This is a genomic window from Cryobacterium sp. Y57 (genome assembly GCF_002929505.1).
GTDB lineage: Bacteria > Actinomycetota > Actinomycetes > Actinomycetales > Microbacteriaceae > Cryobacterium.
Window position 1 is genome coordinate 31,917 of sequence record NZ_PJJL01000060.1, and the last position, 24,542, is coordinate 56,458.

Sequence of the window (24,542 nt, forward strand, 5' to 3'; positions counted from 1 at the left end):
ATGTCTGCCCTGCGCCAGCTTCACTTCAATGCATTCCTCATGGGTTGTGGCCACCACGGTGCCGCTTGGCGGCGGCCGCAGTCACCCATAGAAGAGTTGGGAAACATCAGTTTCTACGAACGGCTCGCCCAAAGCGCCGAACGCGGCCTCTTTGACGCCGTGTTCTTCGCCGACGGGCACGCCGTCAATGATGTGAGCACCGGCCCGCGATGGTTTCTTGAGCCGTTGACGGCGATAGCCGCGATGGCGCGGGCGACGAGCCGGATCGGGCTGGTCAGCACCGTCTCGGCCACTTTTTACACGCCTTTCCACGCTGCGCGCATGCTTGCATCCCTGGATCACATCAGTAAGGGGCGCATTGGCTGGAATGTGGTCACTTCAATGTTTGACGCCGAAGCCCGCAACCATGGAATGGACGCGCTGCCCTCACATGATCAGCGCTACAGCCGGGCAGGGGAGTTCATCGAGGTGGCACTGAAATTGTGGGATTCATGGGAGGACGATGCTCTGGTCCTGGACCGCGGAGGTCTCTATGCTGACCCGGCCCGGGTGCGAGCGATCGGCCACTCCGGCGAACACTTCCAAGTAGACGGCCCGCTGACGGTGCCGCGCCCGCCGCAAGGTCGACCGGTATTGTTCCAGGCCGGCGCCTCCGACCCCGGCCGGGAGCTCGCCGCCCGTTATGCCGAAGGAATCTATGCGGTGGCATATGACCTGGCCAGCGGGCAGGAGTATTACCAAGATGTGAAGAAGCGCATTGCCGCTGCCGGCCGCGATCCGGATGCGGTGTTGATCATGCCCGGTCTCGTGACTTATATAGGGTCTACACAAGCGCAGGCTCAGGCAAAGCAGGCAGAGGTCGACGCCCTCCTGCCGACCGAGCAGTCGCTCGCGCAGCTGGGAACGTTCGTGCAACAGGATTGCAGTAACTGGGATTTGGATGCGCCGGTGCCGTCGCTGCTGCCGCTGGCCGGCTTCACCGGGCCGCAGGGCCGGTATGCGACCATCCTACGAATTATTCAGGCTGAGCAGCCCACGGTCAGACAGTTACTGGGCCGGCTTGCCGCCGGCGGCGGGCATTGCACCATGGTCGGAACGCCGGAGCAGATCGCCGACCAAATCGAGCTGTGGTTTCATTCCGGTGCCGCAGACGGCTTCAATGTCATGCCACCGCTGCTGCCGGAATCCTTGGACGAGTTCGTGGACCGGGTGATCCCTGTGTTGCAAAGGCGCGGCCTGTTCCGCACCCGCTATACCGCCGATACCTTGCGTGGGCACCTGGGGCTACAACGCCCCACGGTCGGCGCTGACGTTTAGGGTGCTCTGGACGAGCGGGTTTCCTCGTGCAGGGTCGCCAGGAGCGTGCGTTCGTATCCGGCGAACTCTGCCGAGGTGGTCATCGACAGCGCGCGCGGCCGCGGCAGGTCGATGGTCAGGTTCAGCCGCACGCATGCCGGCCGCGCACTGAGAACGACCACCCGATCGGCCAGGTAAATCGCCTCACGGATATCGTGGGTGATCAGCACCGCAGTCCAGGCGTTTTGGGACCACACCCCCTGCAACCAGGACTGCATGTCCGTGCGGGTGAGGGAATCCAAAGCCCCGAAGGGTTCGTCCAACAGCAGGACCTCTCTGCCCTGCACCACGGTGCGCAGCAAGGCCGCGCGCTGGCGCATGCCCCCGGAGAGTTCGAAAGGATGTGAATCTTCAAAACCGGACAGGCCGAAGGCCGCAAAGAGACTGGCCGCCCGTGCTCGGGCGATCTTCTTTGTTTCTCCCGCAACCTCGAGGCCGAGGGATGTGTTCTCCAGAATGCTGCGCCATGGGAACAACAAATCCTTTTGCGGCATGTACGCAAAGTGTTCATGTTGACCGGTGACGACATCCCCGTCGACGAGGATCTCCCCGGAACTGGCCGTCTCCAGGCCGGCCATGATGTTGAACATGGTGCTCTTGCCGCATCCGCTCGGACCGATCACGGCAACGAATTCACCCGGCTGCGCCGAGAAGGCGACGTCGTCGAGGACCGACCGTACCTGCCCGTGGCCGAGCAGAAACGACTTACATATTCCGCGCAGTTCGATCTTCGGGGGCGTTGCCTCAACCATGCCAGCTCCTACGTGCCTTCGAGTGCCAGGGGATGATGGCCCGTTCGGCGACATAGGTCAACAGAAACAGGCACACGCTCACGAACGCGGTCACCGCAACGGCAGCCAACACAAGATCGGTACGAAACGAGTTCTTCATCATCGCCATATAAATGCCCAGGCCTCGCTCGGCGCCGACATACTCGGCAAAAATGGCACCGGTGACGGCATAGGCGATTCCGATGCGGAGAGCTGTGAAGAACGAGGGAAGCGCCGACGGAAGACGCACGTACACGAACTGCTTCCACCGGTTGGCCCCCATGCTGCGCAGCAGATTGATCGCGTCCCGATCGGTGCGGTTGAAACCGTCAATCAGTCCGACCGTGACCGGAAAGAATGTCACCAGGGCGATGACGATGACTTTGGGCAGCATTCCGAACCCGAACCAGATGACCATCAGCGGCGCGATCGCAATGATGGGTATGGCTTGGGATGCCACCAGCAGTGGCACCAGTGCTCGCCGCAGCCCGGGCGAAAAATCGATCAGGATCGCCAGCGTCCAAGCGACGGTCAGGGAGACGGCGAAGCCGAGCAAGGTTTCTTGCAGGGTGGGGAGCGTATTCTCCCAGATCGTGGTGCGGGCCTCCCAGCCCTGCTGAAGAATGCGTTGCGGGGAGGGCAAGATCGCTGGCTGCACTCCGCCTGCTGTTACCGCCACCTGCCAGGTGATCACGAGCGCGGCCAGGGTCGCGGCAGGAGGCGCGAGCGCCGAGAGTACCGTCATTCGGGGCGCTGGAGCCAGCTTCACGGTGATGCTATTTTTCACTGAGGTACTGCTCGGTGAACAATGTCGACGTGTCCAGCGATGCCGTGAGCGGTTTGCCGTCTTCGTCGGCCAAGAGGCCGGCACCGTAGAGGAAATCAGCCAGCTGCTGCCAGGTGTCTGCCGACTGAGTGCCCACGTGACCGTTGGCGTCTTTGAGGTAGGACGCGCTCAGTTTTTTCTGGCTTTGGTAAACGAGTTCGGTGTTTTCGAAGACGCCGGGATTGGCATCGATCAAAATCTTCGCCGCGGCATCTGGATTATCGGCGGCGTACTGGTACCCCTGTTGCAGGGCCTGAACGAACTGAGCAGTGGCGGCAGGGTGCTTGGCCGTCCAGTCCCGGTTTGCCTCGACGATCACCGAGTATTGGTCCGGTACGCCATAGTCCTGCAGAGGGAAGAACTTCATCGGGGTGCCACGAAGCGCGGCATCGATACCCTCCCAGGTGGTGAATGCCGAGGTGAAGTCAACTTTGCCGGCATAGAGGGCCTCATAGGCGGAGGTGCCCAGCATGATTTTCCTGAACTCGCCCGTTCCACCATCGTTCTTGATCACGTCCGAAGCCTCGGTGGGAAAAGTTGCGGTGGGATCTGCCATGCCGAGGGTCTTACCGTCGAGGTCCTTGGGGCTTCGAATGTCGTCGCGGCTGGCCAGGACCCCGATCGCCGTAGCGTCATGCTGCAGCACCGACATCACCGAGATGTTACGCACACCAGCTGCCGCCGCGAAGGTGGCCGCGTACTGGAAGCTGATACCGAAGTCAGCTGAACCGGCGTTGATGAGTGCGTCGGGGGATGACTGGCTGTAGGGAAGCACCCTCACGTCAAGCCCCGCCTGCGTGAAGTAGCCCTTCTCAAGAGCGACATACAGCCCTGTGTGATTAGTATTCGGTGTCCAGTCCAAGGCGAAGGCCACCGGAGTCAACGCGGTAGACGAGTCGGTGCCGGTCGCCGACTCTGAGGCGCAGCCGCTCAGAGCTGTCGCCGCGGCAAGAGCCAGCGTGACGACCGTCACCCACCGCGACGGCGCACTTTTGGATAGAGATAGTTGCATTGTCGTGCCCTCCTTGATTGCAGAAATATCAGGGCACGGGATGGGAGAAAATTGCCTCCCTGCGCTGGCATGATCCAGATCAGGTTCGACGGTCGAAGATTGATAATCTTCCTCTCAGCCCGGCTCACCGGACTCCCGTGTTCAAGATAAGTGTAACCAAGAAACGGTCAAGCCTGAACGAACAGAGTGTCGGTTCACACTCAATGCGTGCATAACACGTCTTCGAACATCACCACCACGACTCCGACGAGGGCACCACCAGAACGTCGATCAGGCGCAGTGATGTCAGCTACTCTGCCGATCCTGCTGCCGTGGCCGCCGGTACCTCGATCAGGCGCCCGGATGCGACGTCGTAGATATAGCCATAGATCGGGATATTTCCCGGTACGAGCGGATGCGCTTTGATCCGTTCGACGTCCTCCAGCACGCTGGACGCCTGATCTGAGATGGTCAGCCAGTCAATGTACTTCCCCTCGGCGGAGCCCGGTCCGGTGCCGACGTCGTAGAACCCTCCCGCTCCCAAGGCTGCTGTTTCCAAACTGTTGGCCAGGAGACCCCGGATGACGTCGTCGGTGAAGAATTCCATTCCACAGTTGGTGTGGTGAATGACGAACCACTCTTTGGTCCCCAGCAGCTTGTAGGAAATGACGAGGGAGCGTATGGCATCGTCAGAGGCGCGCCCACCGGCGTTGCGGATCACGTGCGCGTCGCCCTCGGTCAAACCCGCGTACTTGGCAGGATCGAGGCGGGCATCCATGCAGGTGAGGATGGCGAAGCCGCGCGCTGGCGGCAATGCGAGTGTGGACTTCTCACCGAATGATCGGGCGTAGGCGTCATTAGCTGCTTTGATTTCCTCGAGCACGGTCACGGATGCATCCTCCAGAGTCGAAAAAGACGACCCTGGTTGAGCGACTTTTGTCGATCGTACTCAGCGAATCTACGAGAGAGCCGGGATCGTCAATCGCGGGCGAGGCACAGCAGGGTATCGAGCAGCACGTTCGCACCGTTCTCCACGTCGATCCAGGTGGTGTTCTCCTCCGGGCAGTGGCTGCGTCCATCGATGCTCGGCACGAAGATCATGCCCGTCGGCGCCAGCTGAGCCATGTTCTGCGAGTCATGGCCGGCCCCGGACGGCAGCGAGCTGTACAACAACCCACGCGCGGCGGCCGCGGTGGCGATGGTTGCCTGGATGTTGGCGTCGAGCTGGACCGGTGGGATCGTGACCTCAAAATCGAACTCCACTGCGACTGCGTAGCGCAGGGCGATCTCCCGGGCCACATCCACGATGGTTGTCTGCAACGTGTCCACCAGATCCGCCTCAGCTTCCCGGAAATCCACCGTGACCCGGGCCAGCCCGGGGATCACGTTGGCGCTCCCCGGCTCGACCGTCACGATTCCCGAGGTGACGACGGCGCGCTCGCTAACGCTTGAAGCCACTTCGGGCAACGCCACGAGCAGCGCGCCGGCGGCAGTGAGGGCGTTGCGGCGCTGGTCCATCGGGGTGGTCCCGGCATGGTCGGCCCGGCCCCGGAACGACACCACACCGCCGCCGAGCGCCACAATGACGGTGACCACGCCGATGTCGTGCCCGAGCTGCTCGAGCGTCGGTCCCTGCTCGATATGCAACTCCACCGTGGCGTGCAGCGTGGCGGGTTCTAACTTGGTCGCCGTGGCCGCATCGAGGTTGCCGCCGGCGGCTGCGAATGTGTCGGCGAACCGGTCGCCGTCCCGACCTGTGAGCGACTCCAGCTCGGTGCGGGAAAATCCTCGCGCGAGTGCGCTCGACCCGAACAGGTGGGCATAGTTACCCTCCTCGTCGGTGAACATGACCGCCTGCACCGGTCGGTCCAGAGCTGGGCGTTCCTCTTGGATGCGGCGCAGGCATTCTAGCGCGGCAAGCACGCCGAGCGCCCCGTCGAATGCGCCCCCGTCGGGCACGGTGTCGATGTGCGACCCGGACCACACGGCGGGCCGGCCGGCGGTGTGGTCGTCATAGTCGGGCGACATGACGATGTTGCCGATTCCGTCCACTTTCACACTGAGACCGGCCTCGGCGCAGCGCCCGAGCAACCATGCGCGGGCCTCGCCATCCGCAGCCGAGAAGGACGTGCGATTTAGGCCATTGCCCGGTCCGCGGCCGATACGGCCGAGGGCTTCGAGGTCAGCGACCAGTCGGGATCCGTTCACCGAGAGTCGGGCTGTTGCGGTGTTCATGCGACTCCGCCCGGCGTGCCGACCCGCGACAGGACGGCGGTGAGGGCGGCGGTGAGCCCCGCCGCCAAGGCCGGCTCGGAGTCGGGGGCGAACTGCGGGGAGTGGTTGCCGGCGACGGATTCGGTTGCGTCGATAGTCTGCTGGGAATAGCCACCGAACATCCAATACACCGAGGGCACGCCGATAGCCTCGGCGAGCAGTCCGAAGTCCTCACTGCCCATCACCGGCGGCACCTCGATGACGCAGTTCGTTCCGAGGGCGCCGCCGAGCTCAGTGATCAGCCGTTGGGTCGCCGCCGGGTCGTTGTAGCAGCGGGGAAATGTGGAGAGCACCTCGATCACGGGTTCGGGGGCACCAGATGCCTGTGCTTCGGCCGCGATGATGCGGCGCAGCGCGTCTAGCACCCGGGTGCGCACCTCGACGTCAAAGGTGCGCACGTTGACGGTGAACTCGGCAGTGGCGGGGATGATGTTTTCCTTGAGTCCACCGTGGAAGGTGCCGACCGTGACGACGGCGGCCTTCATCGGGTGCACCTCTCGCGACACGACGGTCTGCAGTCGCACGACCATGTGAGCGCCGAGCACGATCGGGTCGATCGACTGGTCGGGTTGGGAGCCGTGGGCCTGGTGGCCGTGCACGGTCACCTTCCAGGAATCGGCCATGGCCATCGCTACGCCGCTGCTGATGTCGACGGTGCCGGCAAGGCCGGGCCATACGTGCTGGCCGTAGACGATCTCGGGACGAGGGGCGCGGTCCCACAGTCCATCGGCGAGCATGGCTACCGCTCCCGCCCCGGTCTCTTCCCCGGGTTGGAAGATGAACACCACGGTACCCGCCCAAGAGGACGGGTGGGTGACGAGGTGCTCGGCCAGTGTCAGTGCGACTGTCATGTGAGTGTCGTGGCCACATCCGTGCATCATAGGCACGTCAGTGCCGTCAGCCAGGGTGCCGTGGGCGGTGCTCGCATAGTCGAGTCCGGTCTTTTCCTGGATCGGCAAACCGTCGGTGTCGGCGCGGTAGGCGACCGTGGGACCGGCGCCGTTGCGCAGGATACCGACGACGCCGGTCCCGCCGCAGCGGAAGGTCTCGAGCCCGAGGTCGTCAAGGCGCCGGGTGAGGAACGCACAGGTCTCGGTCTCCTGCATGGACAGTTCCGGATGCGCGTGCAGATGCCGGTACAGCTCCTGCATCGTGCGGGTCGTGGTGTCATCAGTCGGGAGGAGGGTCACGGTCATGAGATCTCTTTCGTGGAGTCGGAGCGGGGCTTGCGGCGCAGGAACCAGGCCAGAACGGCGGTGGTGACGACGGTAATTCCGGTGGCGAGGTTTGCGATGGCGGGGATGGCGGGCACGAGCACGAAGAAGACGAACCCGGCTGTGCCGATGGCGATAAGCGTGACGCGCGGTTGTTTCAAGGACACCACCAGCTGCACGATGACCCCGCCGATGATGCTGGGGAAGATGTACAGGCGCGCGACGTCGGTGACGTCGGCTGGCACGATGGTGACGAGCCAGGAGCCGAGCAGGCCGACGAACACCAGCATGAAGAACACGTGCACCATCGCGGCGCCGCAGATGGCCATCAGGGCTGAGAATTCGCCGCGCTTGGTGCCAGCCTTAGCGCCGATGGCGGCCTGGGCGACCAGTGCAGAGGGAAGCAGCTTGTTAGCGATGTTACCGATCATGAACGCCTGGTACATCGCTGCCGGACCGAGGATCGGGTAGTAAGTGATCGGTTCGACCACCCACAGCACCGAGAACACCGCGGCAACGGCCAGAAAGGCGATCCAGACCTGTGTCTGCGTGATGCCAAGATCGGCGAACAGCACCAGGTAGAGCGGCGCGGCGAGCGACATGACCAGTGCGGCGATCATGGTGAGCCGACCCCAACGGCTCGTCGTGCGGTCGAAGGTCGCCAAAACGGCGGACGGCGTGGAGATCACTGTTGTGGAGGACATGCTGGCCTTTCTTGAGGTTGGGTCAGGCGCCCGGCGTGAGGCCGGTGGTGTGCAGGGTGTATGCGACGAAGAGGCCGATCACGATGGAAAAGCCAAGACCCCATTCGCGCAGCCACGCCACGTTGAATCGGTGCGCTATAAACAGGCACATCCCCATCACCGCGGCCGAGGTGAGAACGGTCAGGATGTGCACGGGAGTTTTGCCGAGCTCTCCGATACCGAGGCTCGCGAACGCTCCGAGGAGCGCCGCAGCGGGAATGATGGCCATCAGGGCGGGGTTCACGCTGCGCAGCCGAGAGTCGCCGCGTCTGAGCAGCGGGGTCAGCACCAGGGTGGCGATCATCCACATGGCGCCGGAGAGGCTCATCGCCATAAATGCGACGGCGAACACGCTCTGGGTGTAGCTCGCGTCGCCAAGGGCTGCTCCCATAGTGGCGGCGGCGATACTGGCCGAAGCAGTCTCGGTGGCAGCCGACCCGACCAGACCGACGCGCACCAGCACAGCCGGGGTTCCGAACAGGCTGAGCAGGGCCACGCTGACGAGCACTACCGCGAGGGAGGGGCCAATTGCGGCCACGGCGCCGGCGCGGAAAGAGGTTTTCAGCTCGGCCGAGCTGATGCCGGCTGCCGGCGCGGCGATCCGGGCCGCACGTACGTATAGGACCGTTTGCAGAATGATGGCGGCAAACACGCCGACAGCTAAGATCCACAGAATTGGCAGGTTGGCGATGGTGAGGATGTCGGTTGAGCCAGGGTCACCGGGCAGGGACGGAATCATAAATGCTCCAGTGCTGGAATGCGAGTGGGGCGGTGCGTGATGATAGGTTCGGCGCTAAGGAAATCCTTGTTTTTTCAAGGAACGGCGTACGAGCAAAGGTGGATTGTGCGGCTACTGGATCCCCTGGAGCGGCGGATCGCGGCCGCGCTGCAGTTCGATGGGCGCAGATCTTGGAGCCAAATCGCCGACGTGCTCGGCGAACCGGAGCGCACTGTCGCCCGCCGAGGCTGTGAACTGATCGAAGCCCGGCTGGTGCAGGTTGCCGGACTCCGCCCACAATCCACCTCGGTGATCATCCGCGTGCAGACCGCGCCGGGCACCACTCGCGCGACCGCGAACGCACTGGCGCAGCGTCGGGATTCGACCTTCTCCTACACGATGACCGGCGGCGTAGATTGTGTGGCCGAAGTGCTGACCGAGGCCGCGCTGATGCCGGCGCTGCTCACGGACGAGATCCCCGGTACGGTCGGCCTGGTGCGCGCAGTCAGCTACCCCGTGATGCACTACTTCCGCACCATCCGTGGCTGGCAGCCTGACTTGCTGACAGAGGTCGAAGCGGATGCACTGCGGGCCGGTGTAACGACCGACACGTGGAGTCTGCAGGAGCCGCGGCGGCTGAGCCGGGTCGACAACGAGATCGTGGACGCGCTGTGCCAAGACGGGCGGGTGTCCTGCGAACGGTTGGCCCGCCTGACTGGCGTGTCCAACGCCACGGCCCGCCGCCGCACGGAATGGCTGCTGCAGAACAACCATGTTTACATTCGAGCGGTCGTTGAACCGGCGAGTGTCGGCCTTCCCGTCGAAGCGTTTTTGTGGATCCGCAGCGACCCGAAGAACGTCGAGGCGGTCGGCCGAGACCTCGCGGCCTCGCCGCTGGTGAGGTACGCAGCCGCGGTCGCCGGCGACTACCAGATCGTAGCGAATGTCACGGCGAAGGACCAAGCCGCCCTCTATGCCTGCGTGACGTCCGCGCCGTGGGTTGCTCACACCAAATCGATTGATGTCAGTCTGCTGCTCGAGGCTTTCAAACGTGGTGGGCGAGTACTGCAGCCCGCGCGAACCTGAACGCCTCCGACGCATCTCAGCTCCCTGTGTTCCGCAGATCGGGAGCCTGCCACGCATACCTCGTGGCCTGTTCGAAGCAGTAGCCCACCCGCAGCAGCTCGACGTCCTGCCCGTGGTCCATGACCAGCTGCAATCCGACCGGCAGACCGGACTCGCTGAAGCCCGCTGGCACGCACAGCGCGGGAAGCCCGGTCGCAGAAACGACGCAGGCGGAGCGCATCCACTCGAGGTAGTTGTCAAACGGCCTACCGTCGATCTCGGTCGGATACCGCAGGGCGGCATCGAAGGGAAGCAGCTGGGCAGCCGGGCTCGCGAAGACGTCGTAGCGGGCGAAGAAGATGCGGGTCTTCTGCGCCAACCGGGTGCGGGCCAGCGCGGCCGAGACGACGTCGGCTCCGTTCAGAGCTAGGCCGCGCTCGACATTCCAGCGCACCTCGGGTTTGATTTTGTCGCCATGCCGGGCCACGAGATCGCCGTAGGACAAGGCAAAATCGAACGCGCGCACTGTGCTGAACACCTCGTCGGCGTCACGCAGGTCAGGGGCCGCCTGTTCCACCGTCGCGCCGAGGTCTTCGAACACCTGCAGTTGCTGGTGCAGCACGCGCAGAACCTCTTTCTGCACCGGAATGCCCAGACCGAAATCGTCGGACCAGCCGATGACGAGCCCGGTGAGATCGCGCTGCAGGGGCTCCAGAAACCGGCGTGCCGGCACCGGGTTGGGGTACGGCGAGTCGGCGTCTGGCCCGGCGAGCACCGACATAGCCAGGGCAATGTCGGTCACCTCCCGGGCCAGCGGACCGCTGCGAGAAAGCCAGCTCCAAGCGTTGAGGCTCGGCTGCACGGGGATCACGCCGAGCGACGGCCGAAATCCCACCACATTGCAGAAGGAGGCGGGAATGCGCAGAGATCCGCCCATGTCACTGCCGTCGCTAATGGACTGGATGCGTGCGGCCAGAGCGGCGGCGGCTCCTCCGCTGCTGCCGCCCGCGCTGACCGAGGGGTCGTACGGGTTGGTGGTCGTTCCGAAAACCTCGTTGAAGGTGTGCGACCCGGCTGCGAACTCCGGCACGTTGGATTTACCAGTGGTAACGACTCCGGCGGCCTTGAGCCGGTCGATAATCAGATCGTCGTGGTCGGGCACGTGGTCGGCGAACAGCGGGGACCCGAAGGTCGTGCGCAGGCCGGCGGTGGAATGAGTGTCCTTATGCGTCATCGGAACGCCGTGCAGGGGAGGCAGATCATCGCCGCTCAGGGTGCGGGCGTCGGCGGCGACCGCGAGGTGACGGGCCGCCTCACGGTCCTGGGTGACGATGGCGTTGATGCGAGGGTTGACCCGGTCGATCTGGGCGAGGTGCACGTCAAGGGCTTCGTTGGCCGAGATCTCGCGTCGGCGAATGGCCAGAGCAAGCGCAGATGCTGACAGCTCGATAATCTGGTCGCTCACGGTTTATCCCCTGCCTCGGCGGTAGACCGGATATCCCGGGTGCGTAGAAGTCTCGTGGTCGGCAGCCGTAATAGTGAGCGGAAGTCCGTGAATACAGCCGATTAGACGGAGGTGGCCACGATTTTGACTGATTTCGTCATCACAGGCCGGCCCGAGTCAAATGTGGAACACCAACTGCTCTATCTCTTCGAGGTGGTGAGACGGAGAAAGCGCGGCAGGAACGATTCTTAGAAGGTCCTGTGACGCCCAGGGTGACTCTAGAGGATGAGCACAGATCTCAAACCACACCGCCGGTTCGCCCGGACCGCTATTCCCGCAGCCGCAGTCATCCTCGCCGTCATCATCAGCGGGCTGGTGCTGAGTGCTTCGGCGGGGTGGACAGCAGAGGAGATGGATGTGCTCCGGCAAGTGAATGCCGTTCACACCGCGCCACTGGACGTGGTGGCTCTTGGCATTGACTGGCTGTTCAACCCGGCCGTGGGAGTGGTCCTTGTGCTGCTGACAGCTTTGTCGGTGCTGGTCGCGACCCGGCGACCCGGCGTGGCCATCCGCCTCCTGCTGGTGGTGCTGCTTCCTTCCGTGGGCACCGAGGTGATCAAGTTGCTCGTGCACCGGGCACGGCCCGACATCCCGTCGCTCCCGCACATCTTGCTGCTCGAACCGGGCGGACTCAGTTTTCTTGGCGGTCATACCAGCTTGGCCGCCTGCTTCCTGGTTGGCGTCGTCATCGTCACGGCCGGTCACCGGCGGCATCCGTTGGTGACGGGCGCGGCTGTGGTCGCGGTGCTCGCCACGGCAGCATCCCGGGTGTATCTGGGAGTGCACTATCCGTCTGATGTGGCCGCATCGATCGTGTACTCGGTCGCTGCCGTGGCGCCGGTGAACGCGGTCTGGCAGCTATCACTGTCACACTGGGCCAAACGTCGATCCGACCTCCACCCCGGATCTGTTTACCTAGGAGTCACGGATGGCCGCAGAGAGTGAGCCGCGCACCCGACTGCTCCTGATCGAAGACGATCCCCAACTCGGCCCGATGATCAAGAAAGTGCTCACGGAAATCTACGACGTCACCCTCGTCGCCGACGGTGCGCACGGCCTGACCGCCGGCCTCGCCGGGGAGTACGAGGTAATGGTCATCGACCGGCGTCTTCCAGGGCTCGACGGGCTGAAAATCGTTGAAGCCCTCCGCCGCAAGCTGATTACCACCCCCATCCTGATTCTGACTGCGCTGGGAACCACGGGCGACAAAGTGGCCGGGCTCGACATCGGCGCCAACGACTACCTGGTCAAGCCGTTCGAATTCGATGAGCTTTTCGCCCGGTTGCGAGCCATCCGTCGGGTATTCACCGGCGAAGGCCGCACGCTTCTGGTCGGTGGGTGGGAGTATTACCCGGACAGTCGCACGATCTATTCCCCATACGATGGGCGCATTCTGTTGACGGTCAAAGAGAACGAGCTGCTCAAACTTTTAGCGGATGCTCCGCAACGCACGTTCTCCCGACAGCAAATCCTGCAGACCGCCTTCAGCGCTGCGGATACCGCCGGAATGGTGGACACGTACGTGCATTACCTCCGGCGCAAGACAGACCCTGAAATTGTCCTCACCGTGCGCGGCGAGGGCTACCGCCTGGGACAACCATGACTCGCGGTAAACGTTTCGTCACAGACAGCGATACCCTCGCCATCCGTCGCGCCTCCCGGCTCGTCGGTACCCGAATCGCCATCGCGTGCGCTGTCGTCGTCGTGGTGGTCATCGTTGCCGTGTTCGTCTACATCCTGTCCGAAATATCACCCGGTGAGCTGTTCGAACCGGTGCCCGATACCGACAACCTGCAGGTCAGCGCCGTCAAGCTGTTGCGCGCGGCTGCAGTGTTGGGTGTGGCCTTGATCGTTCTGGCCGGCGTGTTGAGTTGGCAGGTCACTCATCGTGCTGTGCAACCCCTGGGGGAGGTGCTGCGTATCCAGCGGTCGTTCGTCGCCGACGCGAGTCACGAACTCCGCACCCCGCTCGCGGTGCTCGATGCCCGCCTGCAGATTCTGCAACGCACCCTGCCCGCCGACGACCCGTCTTCCTCGGTCGTCGCGGCGCTGCGCAGTGATGCGAAAGACCTCATTCACATCGTGAACGACCTGCTCGAATCGGCCGAAATCGGCGGTGCTGCGGTGCAGGACGCGGTCGTCGTTGACCTGGTCGCAGCCGTGGCTGCCGCCGCGCAGTCGATGGCGCTCATTGCCGTCGACAAACACGTCATCATCGAACTGGATGCGCCGCAGCCCGCGCCTGTGCGAGTGCCAGCATCCAGCATCACCCGGTGCGTGGTGGCCCTGCTGGATAACGCTGTGCGGTTCGCTCCTCGTGACTCGGCCATCACGGTGGCCGTGGCCGTGACCAAGAAGACAGTGGCGGTCACCGTGCGCGATCAAGGTCCTGGTATCCAGGGCATCGACCCCGCCCGAATTTTCGATCGGTTTGCCCACTCCGCCCCGCCGGATGCTGGCGGCGATGAGTCCCGCACCGGGTTTGGAATTGGACTGTCCCTCGTGCGCGAAATCGTTGTGCGCTACGGCGGATCAGTTCACGTCGTCGATAGCACTGCCGCGGGCACAGCAATCTGCCTGACCGTTCCGCGGGCGAAGTCGGCCTGATCCGCGTTGTGGCCGACACCAGTCGTCTACCGAGCGACAGACTAAGAATTTGTCGATCTCCGGCGACGATTGTTGATTTCTGTGAGAAGTCTTAGACGCCGCCGTGTTCGCTGATGGTACCGACCCCATCCAAGGAGGAACACTTGTCCACGACCTCAACGCTCTCCTCGACCGTTTCGCCCGTGCGGCATCTCCTGACCAAGGTGCCCGCGGTGACGCTCATCTTTTGGGTGATCAAGGTGCTCGCGACCACTGTGGGGGAGACCGCTGCGGACTTCCTCAACGTGGACCTCGGGTTGGGCCTTTCGATCACTTCGGTGATCATGGCAGTTCTGTTGCTTGCCGCGCTGGCCGTTCAGTTCAAATTACACACATACACTCCGGCCGTCTATTGGCTGGCCGTGGTGCTCATCAGCGTCGTCGGTACTCTGATCACCGATAACCTCACCGACAGCGTCGGAGTGCCCCTGTGGGTGACGACGGTCGTCTTCGCCATCGCGCTGGCCGTAACCTTCATTGTCTGGGCCATTTCAGAGAAGACTCTCTCCATCCACTCCATCTTCACGACCCGGCGAGAGACGTTCTACTGGTTGGCCGTACTGTTCACGTTCGCATTCGGCACCGCGGCAGGCGACCTCGTCGCCGAGGGACTCAATCTGGGCTTCCTCGTGGCGCTGATCGTCTTCGCCGCGGCCATCGCCGTGGTTGCCGTGGCGTACTTCGTCTTCCACCTCAACGCTGTGCTCGCCTTCTGGATCGCCTATATCCTGACCCGTCCGCTGGGCGCATCCACCGGCGACCTTCTCTCCCAGCCCATCGCCGACGGAGGGCTGGGGCTGGGGACCACGGGAACCAGCGTGCTCTTTCTGGCCGTGATCCTTGTCTTGGTGATCGTGCTCACCCGCCGCGCACGCACCACGGATGCAGGTCTGACAGCCACGGTCTAATCACCGCGTGCGACAGCGGATGCTCGGCCTGTCCTCAGATGATTCAAAGAAAGTCCTTGCAGCATGAATACTATGACTGTCACCGTACTGCGCACCTCCGGATTGCTGGATCCGCAGTCGGTGATCGCCAGCGCCGGCGTCTGGGGTCTCGTCGTGGTCTGCGCGATCGTGTTCGTGGAGACCGGCTTGCTCGTCGGGTTCTTCCTGCCCGGCGACACCCTGCTGTTCTTCACCGGCGTGCTCACCTTCAGCGGGGTGATCAGCCAGCCGCTCTGGGTCGTCATCCCGGCCAGTGCACTCTCGGCCGCGATGGGCGACCAGCTCGGTTACACCATCGGCCGCACGACGGGCCGGCGCATCTTCGACCGCCGTGATTCCGGCCTGTTCAGCCGCAAAAGTGTAACGCGAACGCAGGAATTCTTTGACAGGTTCGGGCCGGCGGCCGTCGCGATCGCCCGCTTCGTGCCGGTCGTTCGTACTTTTGCTCCCGTCGCCGCCGGCGTGGGCAAGATGCCCAGGCGGGTGTTCACGATGTTCAATATCCTCGGCGCTGCGCTGTGGACGACCGGGGTCGTGCTCCTCGGGTTTGGGCTGGCTCATATTCCGGGCGTCGCCGATTTTGCCGCACGCTACATCGATCTCGTGCTGATCGGAATCGTCGTGCTCTCTGTGGTGCCCGTTCTCCTCAGGGCCATCGTCACACGTCGTCAGAATTCTCGCGTGTGACCGCCAAGGTGCGCGGGGCACTGCGCGGTTCGAGCGCGCGGTGAGAGAATTGGGCGACACGGCGATACGGATTTCGATGGCCCTGTGCAGAGAAAGAAAAAACCATGGCGACAATTGAGCTGCTCCACATTGCCGGCTGCCCGAACTCGGAGCTGACACTCGTTCGGCTGCAGCGCGCCGTCGACAACGCGATGCCCTCGAACACACTGATCACATCCACCCTGGTCGATTCTGCCGAGACGGCCGCACAGGTCCTGTTCGCTGGATCCCCGACGATCCTCGTTGACGGTGTCGATCTCTTTCCAACGGATGGCCGCACCACCGACCTCGCCTGCCGGATCTACCTCACACCGAACGGCCTGGCCGGATCTCCAACCCAGCAACAAATCGAAGCGGCCCTCGCGGCCCATCGATGACGTTTCAGAGCCCACCCGTCCCTGCTGCGGATGCGTCTGTCCGCGTCACCGGCTGAACCTGTGAGTGACACGCTGGGCGCGGCAAAGATCACTGACGTGCGGGCGATTGACCGTGCGGACACTCATCCTGCACGGCACCCTCGGCACGTGGTTGCCGTTCGAAGTCTAAAAGAGCGGCAGGGACTGACGCCCTAGGGAACGGATGGCCCTCCGAAGAGCATTGACCGTGAACAGCATGCCGGTCATCGCTCATCGAAATCAATTTTCATTCGTCTGCAGTATTAGAAATTAACGTTCAAAGTTCACCGTGAGGCCGGGGCGCGTTCATACCGCTTCCCTAACGTCGCAGTTGTGACCGAAACAATAATTCCCGCGCTGGCAACATCGTTCAACCCGGGGTCCATCCACACACCAGAACGTATCCGCGCCAGACTGATCGATTTCAGCCCCGCCGAGCGGCGCGTGGCTGATGCGGTCCTGCGGGACCCTTTTGGCGTCATCCACTTATCGGTGAGCGAGCTGGCCGCGAGCGCCGACACCAGCCCCGCGACGGTCATACGATTCTGCGCGACTCTGGGGCTGCGCGGCTTTCAGGAACTCAAAATCACGCTCGCCAGCGAGTCAATACCGAGCGAACGTCGCGTTCTCGGCGAAATCCAGCCGGGCGATGGGGTCGCCGAAATCACACTCAAGGTCATGGACACAACTGCCAGAGCTGTTGGTCAGGCCGCGCAGACTCTCGATCTGAGTGTGCTCGAAGCGATCGCCGAGCAGATAGTTGGCGCCCGCCGTGTTCTCTTCGGGGCGGTTGGTACGTCTGCGCCGCTGGCACTGGACACCGCCTATCGCCTCACCCAGATCGGCATCGACGCTACATTTGCCCTCGACGTGCACACTCAGCATGTCAGCGCCCGGATGCTTCGGACCGGTGACGTTTTCTTTGCTATCAGCCACACAGGCTCGACCTTTGAAACACTCGCCACCACCCGTGCAGCGAAACTTTCAGGCGCGACTACCGTCGCCCTGACCAGCTTCTCGCATTCTCCGTTGACTGAGGTGGCAGACCTCAGCCTTGTTGCGGGGAGCGCCGAAACTGCTTACCGCGTTGAGTCGATGTCGAGTCGAATCGTGCACTTCGCCGTGCTGGACGCTCTCTTTGTCACCCTGGCACTGCGCAGCAGCACCAGCTCAGCACACTTGGCCATGACCGAGGATGTGCTGATCGAGCACCGTATATAGCTCCGTCCAGTCGCGGAGAGTCTTACCTGCCAACTCGACCCGAAGCCCGAACAGCCCACATCACACTATGTAAAGGATCTACCGTGCACGGAATTGTTGTCTACAGCTCGGGCCTACCGGCCGAGGGCATTGCCGTTACCAACGGGCATCACGTTACCCAGACCGACGCCTCCGGCCTGTTCGCCCTGCCCCATGAAGGTTCCTTCGTCGTCATCACCCGGCCAACGGGCCATACCGCGACACCGTGGTGGTACCCGGTTCCGGCAAACGACGAAACCCCGATTCGGTTCGAACTCCAGTCGATGCCCCAGTCTCTTCCTTACGAGTTTGTGCACCTCACGGACACGCATATGACGGTCCCGCAGGACGCGACGGAAGTGGATGCCATTCGCTCAGGCCTCTACCGCGAAGGAAGCCTTCCCGGCCAAATCCGCGATTTCTTCACCCGGCTACCGGAGTTTGCCCCGAATGCGCAGAGTATCTTCGTTACGGGTGACCTCGTCGACCACGGCGTTACCGAGGAATACGAAGCGTACGTCGACGTCCTGACGTCGAGCCCGGTGCCCGTGCACCTCATTCCCGGAAACCACGACCATATGAACGGGCGCCACGGCGCCATCATCAGCCGCAACAACTATCTCACCAATGATGGAACTCCCGAGCTGTACGAACGCTACTTCGGGCCACGTTGGTACAGCTTCGATGTCGCGGGGCTGCATGTGGTCACACTCGATTGGCACACCCATGAGCTCGGCATCGACCCCGAGGTACAGAACGACTGGGTGCGGGCAGACCTTCAGCTGCGGCCGGAGGGCAGTCCGTGGATTTTACTGTTCCATGACCAGCCGAATTTCTCTATCATCGAGCAGCTGCCGTGGTTGCCCAAGGCAACATTTTCGGGCCACTGGCACACGTCGAGAGTTGTCGAGGTTGACGGGACGCTGCACGTAAACAGCCCCACCACGTTCTTCGCAAGCCTCGACTACAGTCCGCCGGCTTACCGCCTTGTCACCTGGGACGGCGAAAATATCACGTTGAAGACGCAGACGCTGCTGACCGTCCCCGTCCCCGACGCCCTCGGCGATGTTTCTACGTCTACTTTTGCGCCAACGAGCACGCCGTCTGACAATTCAGCCGTGCTCTGGCGGGCCGAACTCGGCGGCGCCGGCCATCGGCAGCGTGCCTGTGTTGACGGTGACCTCGTTCTTGCTGGCGGTCAGATCGAGGATCGTGCGGCCGGGACAGTGGAAGCTTTCGATCTGGCGACCGGGGCGCTGGTCTGGCGAGCACACACGGCCTCGGCGGTCAAGACGACGCCTGCCGCCAGTGAGAACGTCGTCGTGGCTGCTGAAGTGAGCGGCGACCTGACCGGGTTTGATCGCAGCACCGGAAAGGTTATCTGGACCTTGACATCGAGCGATCCGCTGCGCCGGTTTGCCTGGGGCAGTCCAACGGTTGCCAACGGAGTGGTCTACCTCGGCGACCAGTCCGACTTGCGAGCCGTGGACATCCGCACCGGAGAAGTGATCTGGCGTCGCACCGACCTTTCGCCACATCACAACCTCGTGAACCACTCAGCCCCGCTGCTGATCGATGATCTGTTGGTCATGGGATTCTGGCCCACGCCCGAGCACCCCATCGGTTTGAACGCTCGAACGGGCGAGTCGGTGTGGAACCGGGCCGGCTGGGATGGCACGGATCCCTTCCTAGCGCTCAAGCGGATGCTCATCATGGGCACGGCCAGCTACGATCCACACACTGACACGGTACTCATGCCGGCGTTTGGCAGCACCGCGCGCGTGAATCGGGCAACAGGCGCAACGATGTGGACGCAGCCGCACCCGGGCGGTTTCAGTCCGGCTACGCCGGTCATCACGGATGCGGGATACATCATTACGGTCACGGGGCAGGGGCTGCGGCTACTCGAGCGCGAAACCGGCGACACGTTATGGGACCTGCCGATCACAGGTTCCGCCCCCTTCCCGATGGCGTCCTATACAAAAATCCCGCACCCCGTTATCGCAGCACCAATCCTCGTCGGGCAGCACTTGGTACTGCCCGGACTTGACGGTATCGTTCGGCGGATCGACCTTGAAGGCAGGGTCATCGGGCAGACCCAACTCGCGTCGCCGATCGCCGCAGGTCTCGTGGACGCGGGTGACCGGCTCATTGCTGTTGGCGTCGATGGCAACGTGCTTGCTTTGTCAAAGGACATTGCGTCATGACGACTCTCATGCGCGACGAGAAAATTGTCGCCGCTGCTCGCCTTCCTGCACAGCCGTTGCGGCGTGCACAGGCGAATCTTGTTCCCGCACTATTTCTTCTGCCAGCCGGAATCGGTATCGGTACCTTTGTGATCGTTCCTGCCGTATTGTCGCTCGCGGCGAGTTTCTTCTCGGTGCCGCTGACCGGCGGCGCGTGGACCTGGGTGGGCCTGGCCAACTACGAACATGTCCTTACCGATGCTGCCGTGCTGCAGGCGATCGGAAACACCCTCGTGTATTCCGTGATCACGATCGTGCCCAGCCTGGGGATTGGTCTGTGCCTGGCGCTGCTAGCAAATTCTGTGGTGCGAGGGCGCGCCTTCGTGCGAACCGCATTGTTTCTGCCGATGACGGCCAACCTCGTGGCCATGGCTGTCGTGTTTCGTTGGCTCTTTGCCTTCCAGGGCGGGTTCATCAACCAAGTGTTGGGGTTCGCCGGATTGGGGGCGGTCAACTGGCTCGGCGACACGAGCACATCGCTGCTGACCTTGGCCATGGTTGGCGTGTGGCGGAGCGCATCGTTTAGCATGATGATCTTCTTCGCTGGGCTGGCCACCGTCCCTGGCACGATCCACGAGGCCACCAGGGCCGAAGGTATCCGTGGCTGGACAAAACTCACTCGCATCACGCTGCCCATAATGAAACCGACCGTAGTCTTCGCCACAGTCGTCGCGGTACTTGGCTCGATACAGGTTTTCGACACCATCAATGTCATGACGCAGGGTGGTCCGCAAGGGTCCAGCGAAACGATTCTCACCATGACCTGGAAACTCGGTTTTGGCTACTTCGATCTCGGGGCAGCGTCTGCGCTGTCCTTCCTGCTACTTGTCGTGCTCGTCGGCATCGGACTCATCCAACGTCGCGTACTCGCAGGAGGTCACAAATGATTTACGTGTTTCGAGCCGCACGATGGCTGGTGATTTCCCTGGCCGTTCTGGTGTCGCTCTTTCCCTTTTACTGGATGCTGCGAACGGCCGTCTCTCCCGCCGACGAGGTCTTCTTTGACGGCATCTCGCTCATCCCTACGAGCTTTGATTGGTCAAATTTCTCCCGAGCCTGGACAGAAGCCAGTCTTGGCCAAGCGATTCTGATCGGTTCTGTCATGACACTGTCAATCCTGGCGCTCCAGCTCATCACCTGCATTCCCGCCGCTTATGTGCTCGCCAAAGTTCGCATGCGCGGGAAAGGCGTCGCCCTGGCGATCGTTATCGGCTGTTTACTCGTCCCGGGACAGGTCAGCCTGATTCCCATCTTCATCGGAATCAACAGCGTCGGCCTGGCCGACTCTCTCCCCGGCCTCGTTTTGCCCTACATGACCAGCGCGTTCGGGATCTTTCTCCTCCGACAGCAGATGATGGCCATTCCCGATTCCCTCATGGACGCGGCACGCACCGACGGGCTAGGGCACTTCCGAACTCTCCGAAACGTGGTCGTTCCCATGGCCGCACCCGGTATCGCCGCCTTCAGCGTCTTCTCCGTCTTCACCCACTGGAACGACTACATGTGGCCGCTCCTCATCGCCCGCAGCCCCGACCTTGCCACCCCACCCCTCGCCCTTGCACTCTTTCAGCAAGCTGACGCTGGGTTCGACTACTCCGCCCTTGCAGCAGGTGCCGCAATCGTGACCGCACCTGTGATCGTTCTCTTTCTCATCGCTCAGAGGCGGTTCGTTCAAGGCATGAGCGGAGCGGAGATTCCAGGATAACCACGCGCTAGATCAGGGTCTGCATCATTCTTCCCCCGATTTTCCCGAAGTTCCGAACTGCAGTTCATACATATAGGAGTTCTTGTTATGTCGTCCAAACGACTTTCTCTCTCACTCGGTACTCTTGCCGCTGGCTCTATCCTGTTGTCGGGATGTGCGGCATCCGGGGCCTCGATTTCCGCAGTTTCCGTCGCTGCGGCAGCCAATATCGCCGACTGTAACCCCGCAGAGAACACCATCACTGTCACCTACGGGCAGATGGCAAATGAGGCCATGGCTATTGCCGTCGCGAATCTGCAGAAGACTTATCCTGACCTCACCATCAACGCTACGCCGCCGTCGACGTCTAACTACAACGAGCTCACCCAAACTATTGTGGCTGACATCGCGGTCGGTAATCGCCCCGATCTCATCATGACGGGACTGGGCCAGCTGCAATTCTGGGTTGACACCTACTCTCCGTCACCAATCGACGCGTCGGTGTTGCGACCGACCTACAAGACCCAATTTCTTGGCGCTGGCACGGTCGATGGAACGGTCTATTTGGCGACAAACCAGATCTCCGCTACGGTCTTGCTGGTCAATCAGGACGCGCTGGACTCTGCCGATGCGGGCGAAGCGAAAGACATTGAAACTCTCGACGATCTCGTCGCCGCCGCCGAAAAAGTATCCGCCGATACTGGGCAACCGTCGGTGAGCATTCCAACCGACGGCCTTCCAGAATGGTTTAGCCAAGCCTTGGTCCAGGGTTCGGGAGAAACGTACGTCAACGCCGATGGTACCGCCGGCTTTGGCTCCGAGAAGGCCATCGAAGCACTCTCCATTTGGCCCACACTCAAGAACAAGAATCTTGAACTTGGCGTAGTGAACAATCAGGATGCCATTGCCCAGTTTATCGGAGGCAATGCGGCGTTCCTAGTCTATACGACCTCAACTATTGCCACGATTCAGGAGGGCATCGGCGACGCATTCGACTGGATGCCGGTCGATCTCCCCAGCGTCGGTGAGGAAGAAGGCGCCCTGCCCGCCGGCGGCAACGGCTGGATCGTCCTCAGCGAAGATGCCTGCCGGGCAGCGTATTCGAATGCCTTGATCGCCGAACTGCTCTCCCCGGAGGCCGTCGCTGCCGCCAGCGGCACGTCGTACAGCTATATTCCCGTCGACACCGAAGCGGGAGACGCGCTCCTTGCCAGCGACGCCGCGACGAAGCAGTTGACCTACGCGTGGAGCTACGATAAGCCCCTTACGCCGTGGGGTGGGTTCGCCGGAAAGGACACCATGGAGGTTTTTGACACGGTACGACTGATGACTCAGAAGCTCCAGTCGGGTGCCGACGCCACGGAAACAGTGAACGAGACTGTCACGAACATCAACCAGATTGTGAGCGAGTAACAACATGACCGCGGTCAAGATTCTTGGAATTCACAAATCCTTTGCCGAGGTGAAAGCCCTCGACGGGATCGACCTGACCATTGAGGATGGCGAGAACTTCGCCATCCTCGGGCTGTCCGGGTCGGGCAAATCGACGCTACTGCACATCATCGCCGGGCTGGACGACCCTGACGAGGGAACAGTCGAGTTCAATGGCGTTGCTCAGAATGGAATTCCTCCGCATAGACGAGATGCCGCTATCGTGTTCCAGCATTTCGCTCTCTATCCGCACCTCTCATCTCTGGAGAACATCACGCTCGGCCTGCGCCATGGCCTGGGCCTTACCAAGCAGGTTGCTCATGCTCGGGCTAACGATGTGGCCGACAGGATGCAGGTCAAACATCTGCTGGACAGGAAACCAAAAGAAATGTCCGGTGGTCAGCGCCAGCGCATCGCTCTCGCCAGAGCGCTAGCGAGACATAGCGGAATTGTGCTGCTCGACGAGCCACTTTCCGGCCTGGACGCGCAGCTCCATGCCGTTCTTCGTTTGGAAATTGCGAGCATTTTGCGTTCCGTCGGCGCCACCGGCATCAACGTCACTCATGATCAGCTCGATGCCATGGCGATGGCCGATCGGATCGCGGTCATCAACCTCGGACAGATCGAACAGCTCGGCACACCCGATGAGCTCTATGCGGTACCGCAGACACTCTTCGTGGCCTCATTCATCGGATCGCCGCCGATGAACCTTTTGAAAATCGACGAGGTGACGGACGAGTCTGCTTTCGGCCGGCATTCTGCTGCCCGGGCTTCGGGCGCACTCACCCTCGGCGTCCGTGCAGAACACCTCACACTGACGACCCCCTCGGCTGACTCCGGCGCGTGGACGATCAGTGGAATTGTCGGTCTGGTCGAACCGACAGGAAAAGATCGAATCGTACGGTTGGTTAGCGACTCCGGTCATGCCGTTACTTTTCGCTGCGAGGTCGAAGACACTCCCAGCCCGGGCACACGGGTTACGGTGCACTGCGCTCCACGCTTCGTGCACGCCTACTCTCAAGAGACCGGGCGTCGCGTTGGAACGGCAGAGTCGGTCGGGGTCAGCCTGCGTCAATCGGTACTCGCGTGATGGACGCAACCGTGAACACACTGGAGTTGGCCGACACCATGGTGATGTTTGACTGGAATGGCACGGTCGTGCTGGACGCCGACCGTGCCCGGGCGTCGCTGAATTCAGTGCTCGAGGCTCGAGACCTGGGAACTCTCGACATAGATGAGTTCTCCAGAAAATTTCGGCTGCCCATGAAGAATATGTTCGACGATCTCGGCGTGCATCCACTCGACCTTGCTGTCGCAGAAGCCGAGTGGAACCATCACATGACGCAGACCTCGACGTGTCTTCGCGCGGGTACGAATGCTGCTCTTCTGGCGTTGTCAGAGGCAGGGGCGTGGTTGGGCGTTGTATCTGCCGCTTCCGCTGCGGCAGTGCAGTTTGACCAGAGATCGTTGTCTGTGCTGGCGGTCTTAGATGTCGTTGATGCAGAAGTTGCCGACAAGGTGGCGCAACTGGTCCTGCATCGAGCACGTCGCAAGCGCGCCTTTTATATCGGCGACACGGAGTATGACATGGTCGCTGCTTCCGCGGCAGGGTACACACCTATTGGTGTTTCGCGCGGTTACTCCTCTGAACGGGTGCTGCGTACAGCCGGTGCCGTACACATCGTCGAGTCGCTGGCCGAGATCATGGCTCTCGTTGCGCACACCGACTACGGACGCGAGTAACTTCGGCATAAGTGCGGGGCGGGC

The 24,542-nt window shown here is 62.3% G+C and carries 24 protein-coding genes and 1 riboswitch; of the genes, 15 read left to right on the forward strand and 9 right to left on the reverse strand.

Annotated elements, in window-relative coordinates; genetic code table 11:
- A complete protein-coding gene (locus CXY72_RS05875) occupies positions 1-1,317 on the forward strand; it encodes an LLM class flavin-dependent oxidoreductase (protein WP_104126759.1) in 1,317 nt (438 codons plus the stop codon).
- Here CXY72_RS05875 and CXY72_RS05880 read toward each other — a convergent pair.
- From CXY72_RS05880 to CXY72_RS05915, 8 genes are all read right to left on the reverse strand, one after another.
- Positions 1,314-2,108, reverse strand: a complete 795-nt coding sequence (locus CXY72_RS05880; protein ID WP_104126760.1) for an ABC transporter ATP-binding protein — start codon at positions 2,106-2,108, stop codon at positions 1,314-1,316. The genes CXY72_RS05875 and CXY72_RS05880 overlap by 4 nt on opposite strands.
- Positions 2,101-2,913, reverse strand: a complete 813-nt coding sequence (locus tag CXY72_RS05885; protein WP_233197674.1) for an ABC transporter permease — start codon at positions 2,911-2,913, stop codon at positions 2,101-2,103. The genes CXY72_RS05880 and CXY72_RS05885 overlap by 8 nt, the downstream gene beginning before the upstream one ends.
- A complete protein-coding gene (locus tag CXY72_RS05890) occupies positions 2,903-3,964 on the reverse strand; it encodes an ABC transporter substrate-binding protein (protein ID WP_104126762.1) in 1,062 nt (353 codons plus the stop codon). The genes CXY72_RS05885 and CXY72_RS05890 overlap by 11 nt, the downstream gene beginning before the upstream one ends.
- A 39-nt stretch (positions 3,965-4,003) precedes the next feature.
- Positions 4,004-4,113, reverse strand: a riboswitch (TPP riboswitch).
- A 140-nt stretch (positions 4,114-4,253) separates the two neighbouring features.
- Positions 4,254-4,832, reverse strand: a complete 579-nt coding sequence (locus CXY72_RS05895) for a carbonic anhydrase (RefSeq protein WP_104126763.1) — start codon at positions 4,830-4,832, stop codon at positions 4,254-4,256.
- Positions 4,833-4,921: 89 nt separating this feature from the next.
- Complete coding sequence (locus CXY72_RS05900; protein ID WP_104126764.1) at positions 4,922-6,178, reverse strand: Zn-dependent hydrolase; 1,257 nt, start codon at positions 6,176-6,178, stop codon at positions 4,922-4,924.
- Entirely contained in the window at positions 6,175-7,413 is a 1,239-nt protein-coding gene (locus tag CXY72_RS05905; protein WP_104126765.1) for an amidohydrolase, read from the reverse strand. Before CXY72_RS05905 ends, CXY72_RS05900 begins: the two co-directional genes overlap by 4 nt.
- On the reverse strand, positions 7,410-8,135 hold the full coding sequence (locus CXY72_RS05910) for a hypothetical protein (protein WP_104126766.1): 726 nt from the start codon (positions 8,133-8,135) through the stop codon (positions 7,410-7,412). Before CXY72_RS05910 ends, CXY72_RS05905 begins: the two co-directional genes overlap by 4 nt.
- Positions 8,136-8,157: 22 nt before the next feature.
- Positions 8,158-8,913 carry a DUF5058 family protein gene (locus CXY72_RS05915; RefSeq protein WP_104126767.1) on the reverse strand — a complete coding sequence of 252 codons (756 nt, stop codon included), beginning with the start codon at positions 8,911-8,913 and terminating at the stop codon, positions 8,158-8,160.
- 105 nt (positions 8,914-9,018) lie between these two features.
- Between CXY72_RS05915 and CXY72_RS05920 the strand changes: the two genes are divergently transcribed.
- Positions 9,019-9,978 (forward strand): Lrp/AsnC family transcriptional regulator, encoded by a 960-nt coding sequence (locus CXY72_RS05920; protein WP_104126768.1) that lies wholly within the window; start codon positions 9,019-9,021, stop codon positions 9,976-9,978.
- A 16-nt stretch (positions 9,979-9,994) separates the two neighbouring features.
- Here CXY72_RS05920 and CXY72_RS05925 read toward each other — a convergent pair whose 3' ends face one another.
- Positions 9,995-11,422: an amidase gene (locus tag CXY72_RS05925; RefSeq protein ID WP_104126769.1), complete on the reverse strand. Its 1,428-nt coding sequence runs from the start codon at positions 11,420-11,422 to the stop codon at positions 9,995-9,997.
- Between the two features lie 264 nt (positions 11,423-11,686).
- Between CXY72_RS05925 and CXY72_RS05930 the strand changes: the two genes are divergently transcribed.
- The 13 genes from CXY72_RS05930 (at position 11,687) to CXY72_RS05990 (ending at position 24,518) form a co-directional block, all read left to right on the forward strand.
- The gene (locus tag CXY72_RS05930; RefSeq protein ID WP_104126770.1) at positions 11,687-12,406 is read left to right on the forward strand and encodes a phosphatase PAP2 family protein; all 720 of its coding nucleotides are present in this window, start codon (positions 11,687-11,689) and stop codon (positions 12,404-12,406) included.
- Complete coding sequence (locus tag CXY72_RS05935; RefSeq protein WP_104126771.1) at positions 12,390-13,064, forward strand: response regulator transcription factor; 675 nt, start codon at positions 12,390-12,392, stop codon at positions 13,062-13,064. Before CXY72_RS05930 ends, CXY72_RS05935 begins: the two co-directional genes overlap by 17 nt.
- On the forward strand, positions 13,061-14,068 hold the full coding sequence (locus tag CXY72_RS05940; protein WP_104126772.1) for a sensor histidine kinase KdpD: 1,008 nt from the start codon (positions 13,061-13,063) through the stop codon (positions 14,066-14,068). Before CXY72_RS05935 ends, CXY72_RS05940 begins: the two co-directional genes overlap by 4 nt.
- A 143-nt stretch (positions 14,069-14,211) precedes the next feature.
- A complete protein-coding gene (locus CXY72_RS05945) occupies positions 14,212-15,015 on the forward strand; it encodes a hypothetical protein (RefSeq protein ID WP_199183966.1) in 804 nt (267 codons plus the stop codon).
- Between the two features lie 72 nt (positions 15,016-15,087).
- Positions 15,088-15,741, forward strand: a complete 654-nt coding sequence (locus CXY72_RS05950; RefSeq protein WP_158252500.1) for a DedA family protein — start codon at positions 15,088-15,090, stop codon at positions 15,739-15,741.
- A 104-nt stretch (positions 15,742-15,845) separates the two neighbouring features.
- On the forward strand, positions 15,846-16,157 hold the full coding sequence (locus CXY72_RS05955; protein WP_104126775.1) for a hypothetical protein: 312 nt from the start codon (positions 15,846-15,848) through the stop codon (positions 16,155-16,157).
- Between the two features lie 351 nt (positions 16,158-16,508).
- Positions 16,509-17,396, forward strand: coding sequence for a MurR/RpiR family transcriptional regulator (locus CXY72_RS05960; protein WP_199183967.1), 888 nt, complete (start codon positions 16,509-16,511; stop codon positions 17,394-17,396).
- Between the two features lie 83 nt (positions 17,397-17,479).
- Positions 17,480-19,621, forward strand: coding sequence for a PQQ-binding-like beta-propeller repeat protein (locus tag CXY72_RS05965; RefSeq protein WP_104126776.1), 2,142 nt, complete (start codon positions 17,480-17,482; stop codon positions 19,619-19,621).
- Positions 19,618-20,547: a carbohydrate ABC transporter permease gene (locus CXY72_RS05970; protein ID WP_233197675.1), complete on the forward strand. Its 930-nt coding sequence runs from the start codon at positions 19,618-19,620 to the stop codon at positions 20,545-20,547. The genes CXY72_RS05965 and CXY72_RS05970 overlap by 4 nt, the downstream gene beginning before the upstream one ends.
- Positions 20,544-21,365, forward strand: coding sequence for a carbohydrate ABC transporter permease (locus CXY72_RS05975; protein ID WP_233197676.1), 822 nt, complete (start codon positions 20,544-20,546; stop codon positions 21,363-21,365). The genes CXY72_RS05970 and CXY72_RS05975 overlap by 4 nt, the downstream gene beginning before the upstream one ends.
- 87 nt (positions 21,366-21,452) lie before the next feature.
- Positions 21,453-22,757, forward strand: a complete 1,305-nt coding sequence (locus tag CXY72_RS05980) for an extracellular solute-binding protein (protein ID WP_104126777.1) — start codon at positions 21,453-21,455, stop codon at positions 22,755-22,757.
- Between the two features lie 4 nt (positions 22,758-22,761).
- On the forward strand, positions 22,762-23,865 hold the full coding sequence (locus CXY72_RS05985; protein WP_104126778.1) for an ABC transporter ATP-binding protein: 1,104 nt from the start codon (positions 22,762-22,764) through the stop codon (positions 23,863-23,865).
- A 26-nt stretch (positions 23,866-23,891) separates the two neighbouring features.
- Positions 23,892-24,518 carry an HAD family hydrolase gene (locus CXY72_RS05990; RefSeq protein WP_158252501.1) on the forward strand — a complete coding sequence of 209 codons (627 nt, stop codon included), beginning with the start codon at positions 23,892-23,894 and terminating at the stop codon, positions 24,516-24,518.
- Positions 24,519-24,542: the final 24 nt, after the last annotated feature.